Annotated in this window: 11 protein-coding genes and 2 pseudogenes; 10 read left to right on the top strand and 3 right to left on the bottom strand. The window is 52.9% G+C overall.

Annotated elements, in window-relative coordinates; translation table 11 throughout:
* The first annotated feature begins 284 nt into the window (after nucleotides 1-284).
* From F591_RS31805 to F591_RS33730, 10 genes and pseudogenes are all read left to right on the top strand, one after another.
* On the top strand, nucleotides 285-422 hold the full coding sequence (locus F591_RS31805; protein ID WP_156829708.1) for a hypothetical protein: 138 nt from the start codon (nucleotides 285-287) through the stop codon (nucleotides 420-422).
* Between the two features lie 143 nt (nucleotides 423-565).
* Nucleotides 566-1,114, top strand: a complete 549-nt coding sequence (locus tag F591_RS31810; protein WP_156829709.1) for a hypothetical protein — start codon at nucleotides 566-568, stop codon at nucleotides 1,112-1,114.
* Nucleotides 1,115-1,198: 84 nt separating this feature from the next.
* Nucleotides 1,199-1,687 (top strand): annotated as a pseudogene (locus F591_RS0125735) (aminotransferase class I/II-fold pyridoxal phosphate-dependent enzyme); the annotation flags it as partial.
* A gap of 129 nt (nucleotides 1,688-1,816) precedes the next feature.
* The gene (locus F591_RS0125740; RefSeq protein ID WP_019537463.1) at nucleotides 1,817-3,088 is read left to right on the top strand and encodes a hypothetical protein; all 1,272 of its coding nucleotides are present in this window, start codon (nucleotides 1,817-1,819) and stop codon (nucleotides 3,086-3,088) included.
* A 159-nt stretch (nucleotides 3,089-3,247) separates the two neighbouring features.
* Nucleotides 3,248-3,985 (top strand): ABC transporter ATP-binding protein, encoded by a 738-nt coding sequence (locus F591_RS0125745; RefSeq protein WP_040742599.1) that lies wholly within the window; start codon nucleotides 3,248-3,250, stop codon nucleotides 3,983-3,985.
* A complete protein-coding gene (locus tag F591_RS0125750; RefSeq protein WP_019537465.1) occupies nucleotides 3,972-4,724 on the top strand; it encodes an ABC transporter permease in 753 nt (250 codons plus the stop codon). Before F591_RS0125745 ends, F591_RS0125750 begins: the two co-directional genes overlap by 14 nt.
* 372 nt (nucleotides 4,725-5,096) lie before the next feature.
* Nucleotides 5,097-6,530, top strand: a complete 1,434-nt coding sequence (locus F591_RS0125755; RefSeq protein WP_026326911.1) for a sensor histidine kinase — start codon at nucleotides 5,097-5,099, stop codon at nucleotides 6,528-6,530.
* An 18-nt stretch (nucleotides 6,531-6,548) separates the two neighbouring features.
* On the top strand, nucleotides 6,549-7,244 hold the full coding sequence (locus F591_RS0125760) for a response regulator transcription factor (RefSeq protein WP_019537467.1): 696 nt from the start codon (nucleotides 6,549-6,551) through the stop codon (nucleotides 7,242-7,244).
* Nucleotides 7,245-7,327: 83 nt separating this feature from the next.
* On the top strand, nucleotides 7,328-7,645 hold the full coding sequence (locus F591_RS29155; protein ID WP_019537468.1) for a cytochrome c oxidase assembly protein: 318 nt from the start codon (nucleotides 7,328-7,330) through the stop codon (nucleotides 7,643-7,645).
* A 90-nt stretch (nucleotides 7,646-7,735) separates the two neighbouring features.
* Complete coding sequence (locus F591_RS33730; protein WP_019537469.1) at nucleotides 7,736-8,392, top strand: spore germination protein; 657 nt, start codon at nucleotides 7,736-7,738, stop codon at nucleotides 8,390-8,392.
* On the opposite strand, the gene F591_RS0125775 is transcribed toward F591_RS33730, so the two are convergent.
* The 3 genes and pseudogenes from F591_RS0125775 to F591_RS30990 form a co-directional block, all read right to left on the bottom strand.
* Complete coding sequence (locus F591_RS0125775) at nucleotides 8,389-9,165, bottom strand: sugar phosphate isomerase/epimerase family protein (RefSeq protein WP_019537470.1); 777 nt, start codon at nucleotides 9,163-9,165, stop codon at nucleotides 8,389-8,391. The genes F591_RS33730 and F591_RS0125775 overlap by 4 nt on opposite strands.
* A gap of 616 nt (nucleotides 9,166-9,781) precedes the next feature.
* Complete coding sequence (locus F591_RS0125780; protein ID WP_019537471.1) at nucleotides 9,782-9,964, bottom strand: hypothetical protein; 183 nt, start codon at nucleotides 9,962-9,964, stop codon at nucleotides 9,782-9,784.
* Between the two features lie 111 nt (nucleotides 9,965-10,075).
* Nucleotides 10,076-11,119: pseudogene (locus tag F591_RS30990) on the bottom strand (IS630 family transposase).
* Nucleotides 11,120-11,597: the final 478 nt, after the last annotated feature.

Genomic DNA, 11,597 nt, shown 5'->3' on the forward strand with positions numbered 1-11,597 from the left:
ACAGCCGAGCACAGCTAAAGCCAAAACGCTTACGGAATCCGGCTTGTTGAAGATGTTTCATCACTTTCAGTTCTTGAAAAGCGGGCTTTAATTCGTTAGGCAGTTGATTCAGGTCGGGCTGATGATCTATCATGATGGAAGACACCTCTTCTGTCTGGTAGTGGAAGTCGTTACTCTCACTTTACCAAACGAAGCGGTGTTTTTCTATTTTGGCAAGCTGGCTAATCAGCAGACCCTAAGCCCGCTCCACAATTGGTTTTACATTGATTTTCTAGGTGCGAAAGTTGAGTTATGAAGAAGATGAAATGAGTGCAGCTGTTGCAAGAATGAAAGAGAAATTCATAACCATAGATCCAACGGCAATAGAAGAAGATCGTTACTGGGATCAATATTTATTCCCATATGAGATCGGATTTTTGTAATAGACGCCTATGACGAGCGCTTCCTGTCGTCATCGGTCGTCACCTGCGGTATTGAAATTTTGTCGGCGTATACCGCCGAATTTTCAAGATAGCAAATATGTTAAATATCCGTGGAGAGAGCCAAAAGAGACGGTGATTGATTCATGCATGAAGAAGTGAATTATGGTTCAAATGCGTGCATGCATTTTACTAATGAAGAACTATGGAAGTATCTTATTGCTAAATTTGAAAACAACCCATCTGTAGCTATAAGAACATTATCTGATGATGATCGAGAGATTGAAATAACCTCAAGCACGCCCATTCAATGTATATGTTTTGATGGAGAGAAACAAGATTTGTTTATGAGTTTCAATGGAAATCAAACTTCGATTTTTGTTTGCGATGCAGAGATCATGTTTATTGATGAACATTCAAAAGGTTTGTTTACAACAAGTGATACTTTTGGAAACGTTGTATATGAGGGAAATTTACGCAATCTCCCCCATGTTGAGATACTATCTTTATTGTCTGATGTTATTTCATGCTTTATTGGTGCAGAAGAAGTTAAAATCATTGAGCAGGAAGCCCCTTACGATGACGAGAATAAGCAATATAAGTATTATAAACCGCACATCTATGAAATAAATGTGCGAAATAAAAATGTTGACCGGAATATTAAAAAATTCGAAAATATCACAATAAGTTATTAGGGAATGAAATGGTGCATCATGTCGATGATTGGGACTCCGAAGAAGACAAGGCTGTGGTACAAAGCTCATGTACGGTCAGATCTGCAAACCGTCTATATTTGCAGCACCTCCAAGTCGATTTGTTCGGGGCTTCGGGTGGCCTATATCGTGTTTGGCGACGCATTCAAGGACCGGATGACGAAGGCCATTTTTAACGTGAATGTCAAAACATCCTCGCTCGACGCAGAGATCGTCACCGAGCTTATTTTGTCTGGCCAGGCCCATGCGATCGCAGAGGAGAAAAAGCGGCTGGCGCAGTCTGCGAACCGGTTATTTTCGGAGCTGTTTTCGCTGCCTCTGGACGCAGGCCATCCGCTCAGCTTTTATCGTTGGCTTCCCATCTCCGACAAGAGGACCGGAACGAGCCTGGAAAGTTTTTTTCTGAGCAAAGGAATTCGCGTGTTTCACTCGGACCGGTTTTTAAGCGGAGGCAGCGCGCCCAACCATTATTTGCGGGTCGCGCTATCGTCGACCAATTCGTTGGAGGAATTAAAGAGAGGGCTGGAGATTTTGAAGGAACACCTCCCGCTTTAAACAGGAGAGCGATGGGGTAGCCTGCGAGTTTATAATTTGTTAATCTTTTATTTATAGAGATTCAATAGGCGCCTATTATAATGAGAGACAAGGAAATATTTCCGCATCATACGATAAAGGAGACTGCCAATGAAGCGAAGCAAGAAGACGTTAACCGTTCTCTCGTTTACGGTCGGCGCTTGCCTGTTCGTATCCACGGCGTTCGCCGACATGACGCTCGGCTCGGGCTACGACCGGCTGAAGGGTGCGGTCAAGCAGACCGCCGCGCAGATGGAGAAGGGGCTCGACAGCTACACAGTCGAGACGATGTACACTTTGAAGGATAACGGCCAAAATCTTGTTCAGAACACTTCCGTGAACAAATTCGATACAGTGCAGCGGGTATCGGAAGATTCGTCCGTGACGCAATACGCCAACGGCGAGTCCACATCAAGCTACTCGTATTCCGACCCGCAGCAGACGATCTGGAAGGACACGGATGGGAAATACTATGTGTCGGAGGTTCCGAAAGGGATAAAGCAGGAAGACAATCGATTATTCAGAAACCCGTTCCATGAGGAGGGAGCGGCGGAGATCGAGAAGATCGTCGACGCCGTGGTCGGCAATCTGAAGGACTACGTGCAGGCGGAAGAGCGGCCGGAAGGCGGCCGGGCATACTCCGGCACGCTGTCCGAGGCCCAGGTGCCCGCGCTGGTCAACGCGGTTTCGTCCTTCGCCCTCAAGCAAATGATCAGCGAGCAAGGCTATAGGGCCCGGGAAGAAATGAAATTTCCGAGAATCGAAAGCGATGTATATGTGAAGAAAGTATCCGGCACCGCGCTGGAGAACAAGTCAGGCGTCCTGGAGCATCTGACGGCCGATTTCGTCGTCGCAGGCAAAGACAAGGACGGAGCGCAGCATGATCTGTCGCTGAACCTCGTGTTCAAGCTCACCGACATCAACTCGACTACGGTAACGGTACCCGATTTGACAGGGGCGAACGTCGAGAAGGTCAGCCATTCCGGCTATGGCTTCAGCGAGAAATATGTCGGCACATACAAAAACGACATCGTCGTAGAGAAAGACGGGGAATTCGTGAAGGTCGGCGAACGGGTACTGGAAATCAAGAGCGTGAGCGACAAGAAAGTAACCGGCTCCTATACCGAAGTCGTGAAACCCGGCTTCGAGAGCGAGCATCCTAAGCCGTACCGCTTCGATTTCGAGTTTTCGCCGGACGGTTCCAGGTCTAACAGCTTCTTTACGTACTCCGATCCAGAGGGCAAGCAACGCAACGGAGAGCTTCATCCGGGCTCTTACGGCAAAGTGTATGTTACCCTGAACATCGAAATCATCGACGAGCACTCGTACCGCAGCGACGCTCCGGACAATTTTGAAGGGCAGTTCAACCGCGTATTCGAGTAATCTTGCGAATTTTGGCGGCAACCGCCGGCCGAATTTGCAAAGCCTGTGACGACCGATGACGGCGTCTTCGCTCGTCGCAGGCGTTTATAATCTTAGGAGAGGCTGTTCCTCAGGGCGATTTTTTCGCCCTGGGGGACGGCCATGCGATATTTATAGGGGATGTTATTATTGACGACGAAAGCGATAGAAATCAGCGGCCTGACCAAGGTGTATACGAACGGCCGAGGCATCAGCGATCTGAATCTGGAGATCGACGAGGGCGATATTTTCGGTTTCCTGGGACCGAACGGCGCAGGCAAGACGACCGCCATGAAGATGATGGCGGGACTGATGAAGCCGGACCGCGGCGATGTGAAAATATTCGGCTGCAGCGTCGTTGACGACTACGTGAACGCGATGAAGCACGTCGGCTGCCTGATCGAGACGGCGGAATCGTATTCGTACATGACGGCTAACGACAATCTGAAGCTGTTCGCCCGGTTTTATCCCGACGTCGACCAGCGGCGCATCGACGAATGTTTGGAAATTACCGGCATGCTTAGATACAAGAACGAAAAAACGCGCAAATTTTCGCTCGGCATGAAGCAGCGGCTGGGCGTCGCCGCGGCGATATTGTCCAGGCCCCGCCTGCTCATTCTGGACGAGCCGCTCAACGGACTGGACGTCGAGGGCATGCTCGATATGCGCAGGCTGATCAAGCGCCTGGCCGAGGAAGAAGGGACGACGTTTTTTATTTCCAGTCACCTTATCCACGATGTGGAGCTGACGTGCACCCGGATCGGCGTCGTGTATGGAGGCAAGCTGGTCAATGTGGAGTATACGCACAACATTCTTTCCAATTATTCGTCGCTGGAAAATTACTTTGTGAGCGAGGTCGACCGCAATGGCAGGGTTTAAGGCTGCACTCATCAATGAAATCGTCAAGCTGCTCAAAAAGAAAAAAATGATCGCGGCCGCCTTTCTGTCCATTGTCGCCGTCATGGTCGGTCAGGTGGCCGTCACCGCGATCAAGCACGGCTTCGGGCTAAGGGTCGTAGGCGGCACCGAATTTCCGCTCGTCGTGCTGTCGATGTTTGTGTACACGCTGCTGCCGCTGTTCGCCACCTTCGTCGCGATCGATATGTTCAACGGGGAATTTACATCGAATACGATGAAGATTACTTTAACGAGACCGGTGTCCCGATTCGGCGTCTTTGCCGCCAAAGTGCTCAATCTGGCCATCTTCATCGCCGCGAATCTGCTGTTCGTGATGGTGCTTTCCCTGCTCGCCGGGCTGCTGTTCAATGCCGATTCGGCGAGCGCGGCAGGGATCGGCAGGGTCGCGCTGTCCTACGCAGTGACGTTCCTGCCTGTTCTTGTGTTCTCCCTGCTCGTCGTGTTGCTGTCGAATATCGTGCGGGGAGGCCTGGCTGTCTTTTTTCTGTCGGTGCTCCTGTTTATCGGCTTTTACTTCCTGGGCATCATTTTTTCCAATTATTCGAGCTTTTTCATTACGTCCATGTTCGATTGGTATATGCTGTGGATTTCGGAATCGGCCAGCGGCTTCAAAATTCTTCGTCAAGCGTTGATCATGTCGGGCTGTGGTATAATGTTGTTTGCCGCGGGCTATTATTTGTTTGACCGCAAAGATATATAGTCGCCTTTGACGATCGCTTCCGGTCGTCATCGGCTGTCGCCTGCGGCGTTGAAATTTTGGTCGGCGGAATACCGCCACATTTTCAAGAGAGACGCCTATGACAAGCGAATCCTTCGTCATCGGTCGTCGCCTGCGGCGTTGAAATTTTGGTCGGCGGAATACCGCCAAATTTTCAAGAGAGACGCCTATGACAAGCGAATCCTTCGTCATCGGTCGTCGCCTGCGGCGTTGAAATTTTGGTCGGCGGAATACCGCCAAATTTTCAAGAGAGACGCCAATGACGAGCGAATCCTTCCGTCATTGGTCGTCGCCTTCGGTGTTGAAATATTCGCCGAAGGACTTCGTCGAATATTTCAAGAGAGGTCCTCCCGGATGCATCTAACCAAACGTTATTTCGTCATGAACGCGCTCACCGTCTTGGCGTCGATCGTCTTGACGGTGCTGGCGGTTATGCTGGTTGTTGCCGGATATACGAAAATATTCGGCCGGGAAACGAGTATAGAAGAGATGAGAAGGACGCTGGAAGTGCGCGCAGGCATCGGCGAGATCAAGCATTGGGCGCTTGGTATCGGGTTCGAGCGGCTGATGAACGCGCAGGAGCAGCGGGAGCTGGAAGGCCGGGTCAAGTCGCTGGGGGCAGATGCCCTGCTGCTCTTGGGCAGGAAGGTCGTCTTCTCGACAGCGAGCCTTCCTGCGATCGATATCGAGAAGAGCCTGATGCTGTCCGACTACGCTTCGGATTTGGATACGCTGGAACTGAGCGGCCAGACATACATGTTCGCCAGGGCGGACCAACGCCTGATGACGGGCGAGGAAGGCGTGCTTCTGCTGCTTGCCCCGATCCGCCTGGACACGGACTTCTCCTTGTTTCTCGGGCTGTTTGCGATCAGCTTTTTTATCGTGACGTTTCTGGCCATGAACCTTTGGGTGTCGTACCGGTTCTCGCGGGGCATCATTTTGCCGGTCTCCAGACTCAAGGACGCTGCTGTCAAAATCAGCGAGGGCGACCTGAGCTGGGGCATTGCGGAGGAAGGGGAAGGCGAGGTCAGGGAACTGAGCCGGACGCTGGAGCTGATGCGGATCAAGCTGAAGGAATCCGTGCACCTGCAGCAAAAGTACGACGAGAACCGGAAATTTTTGATTTCCAGCATTTCCCATGATCTCAAAACTCCTGTCACTTCCATTAAAGGGTACATCGAGGGCATTATCGACGGGGTCGCCAACACGCCGGAGAAGATGGCGGACTATTTGCAGACGGCCAGATCCAAGGCGATGCTCGTGAACGCGATGATCGACGACCTGCTGCTGTATTCCAAGCTCGATTTGAATCAGATTCCTTATCATTTCGAGCAGACGGACGTGCAGCGGTATTTCGAGGACTGCGTGGCGGACAACCGGTACGAATACGACAAGGCGGGCATTCGGCTGGAGCTGATCAGCGAGCTGGAGAAGCCGGTCTTCGTTCTTATCGATCGGGAAAGAATGAAGCGGGTTGTGCAGAACATTTTGGACAATGCCAAGAAATACATGGAACGAGAGGACGGGAGCGTCGAGATTCGGCTGCGGGAGACCCGAACTTCCGTCATTATCGAGATCAGGGACAACGGCAAAGGCATCCCGGAGCAGGATCTTCCTCATATTTTCGACCGCTTCTACCGGGCCGATCCGTCGAGAACGAATGCGGACGGCAGCGGGCTGGGGCTCGCGATCGCAAAGCAGATCGTGGAGGGCCACGAAGGGGAGATTTGGGTGCGCAGCGCGCCGGGGGAAGGCACGCGGATGATGATTTCTCTGAAGAAGAGGTAGGCGCGGCAGGAGGTTGTCATGAAGAACATTTTGATTATCGAGGACGATCAAAGTATCGCCAACCTGCAAAAAGATTACCTGGAGCTGAGCGGTTATTCCGTGCGGATCGTAGGCAACGGCGCCGACGGGATAAACGCGCTGAAAGAGGAGACATTCGACCTCGTCATCCTCGATATTATGCTGCCGGGCATGGACGGCTTCGAGGTGCTGAAGATGATTCGGGAGCAGGAGGACATCCCTGTGCTGCTCGTATCGGCCCGCTCGGAGGAGATTTACAAAATCAACGGTTTCGGGCTCGGCGCCGACGACTATATCACGAAGCCGTTCAGCTCCGGCGAACTGGTCGCCCGGGTCAACGCTCACCTGAACAAGTTCGAGCGGATGAAGGAGCGGTTCGGCAAAGCCCGCGAAGGCAGCAAGCTGCAGGTCAGGGGACTGGAGGTACAGAAAGATGCCCGCAGAGTGTTCGTGAACGGGAAAGAGGTCATGCTGGCCCAAAAGGAGTTCGACCTGCTGCTGTTTCTGCTGGAGCACGCCAACCGGGTATTCAGCAAGGAGGAGCTGTTCGAGCGAATCTGGGGCATGGATGCGCTCGGCGATGCCTCGACCGTAACGGTGCATATCGCCCGAATTCGCGAGAAAATCGAGGAGACCCCGTCCAAGCCGCAGTACATCGGCACTGTCTGGGGCTCCGGCTATCGGTTTATCGTGTAAGCGACCGGACGGCGGTGCAAATACGGATCACCGGTGCGGATGCGGATCCCGCGCATGGGTGCAGATGAGGATCACCGGTGCGGATGCGGATGTTCGTCCATCTTCATCTGCTGCTGGCGGGCTATCTCTTTACGGTATCGATTATAGCGAACGAACCTGCTGCTCATCGCAAGGGCTTTGTTTATCGCACGGTCATGCTGTGGCTTGCTGTGACCGGACACGGCATATTGGCCAAGCGGCTTTACGCTTTTCCTCCGTCCGGCGTGCCCGCGGCGCAGGCCGAAGCTGGCGGCATGCTGATGTATTACGGGGGAGACGCCGTCGAGCTGGTTATCTTCGCGATTTTTTGCCGGCAGTGGTTCCGCACCTCCCGTCCCCGCGTGTCGCCAGCCTCCGAATGATCGCCCCGATCCGTGTTTGTCCCTTTCGATTCGCTACCTGCTGAATATTATAAATAGAACGTAGATTGACAGAGGGAGAGGGGATGGGAGATGCCTACAATCGTATGCGCTCCGGTCATTCTGAAGAACGTCAGCGGAAATGTCATTTTCGGCGACGTGGAGAAGATCGCCCCTCAATCGACTAGCAGCAGAACGGGCGGCGCGGGGAATGGCAATATCGGCGAAGGGGCCACGCAGATCGATACAGCTATTGCAGGCAACCCGAGGTCGGGCGTGCCGGCTGAGATCGTAAGCGCGTCCAGGGCCGGAAAGCAGCGCAAGCCGGGCGGTGGCAAGTCCAGGGCCAAAGCCTCGGCCGGGTCCGGCCATCGGGCGACTGGAGCTGCGTCCAAGGCCGGAGCCTCAGCCAGGTCCAGCAATCGTGCTGCTGGGGCTGCGTTCAAGGCCGGAGCCTCGGCTGGGTCCGGCCATCGGGCGACTGGAGCTGCGTCCAAGGCCGGAGCCTCGGCCGGGTCCGGCCATCGGGCGACTGGAGCTGCGTCCAAGGCCGGAGCCTCAGCCGGGTCCAGCAATCGTGCTGCTGGGGCTGCGTTCAAGGCCGGAGCCTCGGCTGGGTATGTCAATTGGACGGCCGGGGCCGCTACGAGGGTCAGCCATTCCCCCCTGTTCGGCAAACCGGCCACAACCGGCCCCCCGGCCAAGCGCAAGGCCAAGCCTAATGAGCGGCGGCGGAACCACCGCGCTTAAACGGAGGAAGCGCGGCACTTGGCGACCATGGCAGTCAGATGTTTGGCGTCCTCCATAAATTGCGACGTCGCATCGTCCTTCACGAATTCCAGCAGGGCATACCGGTCGCCCGGCAGCGCTGCCGCCTCCTGCAAATAGCGGAGCCAATCGCCCTCGCCTTCGGATAATGGCCGCCGATCCCGCTCAAGCCAGTAGTAGACGTGAAGATTCGTCAGCCAAGGCGAGACCTTCTGCAGGCTCGTTATATTGTCGGAGACGCTTTGGCCGACCGGCGGCTGCCAGAGTGTGCGCACGTTGGGATGATCTATGTCGCGCAGCAATCGGTATGCGCTTTCCGTTGTATCGGTCAACGTCCGGGCGTGGTATTCGAGGCTGATCGAAATGCCTTCCTTGGCGGCCAGCTCGGCAATAGTCCGCGCATCGTTGGCGACCTGCTCCCGCCAATTGTCATCGGCCTCCGCTGAGCCGCGATTGCCTGCCCATACGCGAATCGTCGGCGCGCCGAGGCAAATCGCAGTCTCCAGGACGCGATCGAACGGCACCGTATCCGGGCCCCGATCGGCAAGCCGGTAATACGAACCGTAGGCGGCCACCTTAAGGCCTGCCTTCAGAGTCATTTCCTTTACGGCGCCAGCCCGCTCCAAATCTCCGTGCGGAACGTGAATATCTCCTCCCCATTCGATGCCGCTGAGCCCTGCTTTTTTGACAAGAGCAATAATCTCTTCCGCAGCCAGTTGGCGAAATGTGACGGATACTAGGCCTGTATGTATCATTGGTGATTCCTCCTATCTTGAAAATTTGGCGGTAATCCGCCGACCAAAATTTCAACCCCGCAGGTGACGACCGATGACGATAGGAATCGCTCGTCATAGGCGTCTATCTTGAAAATAGCCCCCAGGGCGTGCGGCCCATTTTCACCATCTGATGGTGCTGCGCCAGCGGCATGGGGGTCTATCTTGAAAGTTTGGCGGTAATCACTGGATCAAAATCTCAACACCGAAGCCGACGACTGATGAAGTAAAGCTAAATTATCAAGTATGCCAGCAAATGTTGTATTCTGTACAACTACTGGACAGTGAAAAGTTTTTGTCGAAAAATCGTCAAATAGAAGAATAACCCAATCAAGCGAATCTGTAGTATCCTTAAGGTTCTCACGCCAGAAAGGAGATCAGATCGCTGAGAGGGTTACTTGTACAGTGTACCCGATTTCGTCACGATCGACCAGCCCATGTTGAAATTCATCCATGATGTTTTGTTTACATTCCGAAATTGTTTTTCACGAGTTGCTGCCTTCGAGTGGTTCGTTGTCATCGTTGTGGGCCTGATGGTTCGTTCCGATCATCTCGGTGTCATGTCCATCGTACGCGATCTTTCGCTACATCCGCGGCATTACGAGTCGATGATCCATTTCTTTCGTTCCTCCGCTTGGTCGCCGGACCCGAAAATGTCTCCAAGGGCGAATATATTTTCGGTCATCTGTTTGGCACGATCGGCATTGTGCTTCTGCTGGACCGGTATTTCCTGTCCATCCCAGCGCTGCAACGGTTGGCTGAAGGGAACCGAACCGGCCATGCACGTTTGCATCTCGTCACCAAAGCGAAAATGAATGCGGTCGCCTACGAAAGCCCGAACCGAAGAAGCCGGGCCGCGGCCGCCCGCCGAAGAAAGGGAGGAATCTGTCAGTTAGAGCTTGATGCACAAGCGATCAATACTGGATTCGGGACATTGCATGATGTGATTCATGAATTGCCCAACGTTTCGGCGAATGTCAGCAACCGTGTGGTAGAACACGCTGTTGATGACGTTGGATTTGAGCCATTTCCAAAGCCCTTCGACAATGTTCAATTCCGGGCTGTACGGCGGTAAAAAGACCAATTCCAGCCGCCCGTTCAGCTCTTCCAAAAACGGTTGCAGCAGCTTGGCATGTTGAATGCGGGCATTATCCAGTACGATGACGATTTTCCCCGTCGGATAGACTGAGATGACTTTCCGCAGGAAATGCAAAAACGTCTCGGCGGTGTATTGCTCGTCTTCTTGCCAAACAATCCGACCTGTCGCATAGTCTACGGTGCCCAGCAGCTTGACGCCGCGGTGCTTGCCCGTCGTTTGGATGATTCGTTGTTTGCCACGGAGAAACCACGTCTTTTGAATGGCTTGGTAGTCCCGAATCATCGATTCGTCTTCAAACAACAGATGATTGATGTCGTCGTTCAACAATTTTTTTTAAATCAGGAAAGGTCGTTTCGCAAAAATGCCGCTGTTTTTCCGGGTCTGCGGCGCCAACGTATAGGTCGGTTTGGTGTAGCTGAGTCCCTGGCGGTGCATCATTTTTGAGACGCCACGCAGGGAATACCGGTGCCCGAATTCGCGTTCGATATACGTGGCAATAATCTCGAGCGTCCAGTTATGTCGGGCAGTGAAACCGACCTCATGTGGAGTCGAGGAGACAATGACTTGCTTCAACTGTTCTTGTTGCTCTTTCGTAAATCGCGCAGGCGCTCCGGGAGAATGCTTCATGTGCAAAACCTCCAGCCCGCCGCCTTGATACGTTCGAATATAGGTACTCACCGTTTCCCGAGAGCGGTTCAACGTTTCGGCAATTCTCGTGATGGAAATTCCTTTGAGATGCAAGTACACCGCTTGGTAGCGTTCGTACATACGACGTTTCTTCTCTTGTTTCATCGCCTGGGTAACTTCTTGCAATGCAGATTCGTTGTTCATAGGGATCCCCGCTTGTCCGAGTTTTAGGTCTGTATTGGATTCGACAAGCTGGTTCAATTTCCCTTGTTATCCTTTGCCAAAATCTTTGATTCAATTTATATAGTATACTCCGCAACCCCAGAAATTAATGAAAAATGCTTATCCAACCGATATATCCAATAAAAGGATAAGAAAGGATGGTGATAGGAAAAAAGATAGGTCGTCGAATTCAGCCAAGAAGAACGCCAACACTTAGAACAGCTGATCAATAAAAGGAAAGTAGCCGGGTATAAAATCAAACACGCACATATGTTGCTGAAGGCCGACGAGGGGAGAACAGACCCGCGTGCGCGTGGCCGGATACCCGGATTGCCGAAGCCTATAATGTCTGCGAAAGCACCGTTCGAAATTGGAGAAAAACGACTGGTCGAAAAAGGCTTCGAAGCTGCACTGGAGCGAAAAAAGCAACCAGGTCGCAGGACGAAATGGGATAGCGAGGCAGAAG

The sequence above is a fragment of the Paenibacillus ginsengihumi DSM 21568 genome (assembly GCF_000380965.1).
Lineage (GTDB): Bacteria > Bacillota > Bacilli > Paenibacillales > NBRC-103111 > Paenibacillus_G > Paenibacillus_G ginsengihumi.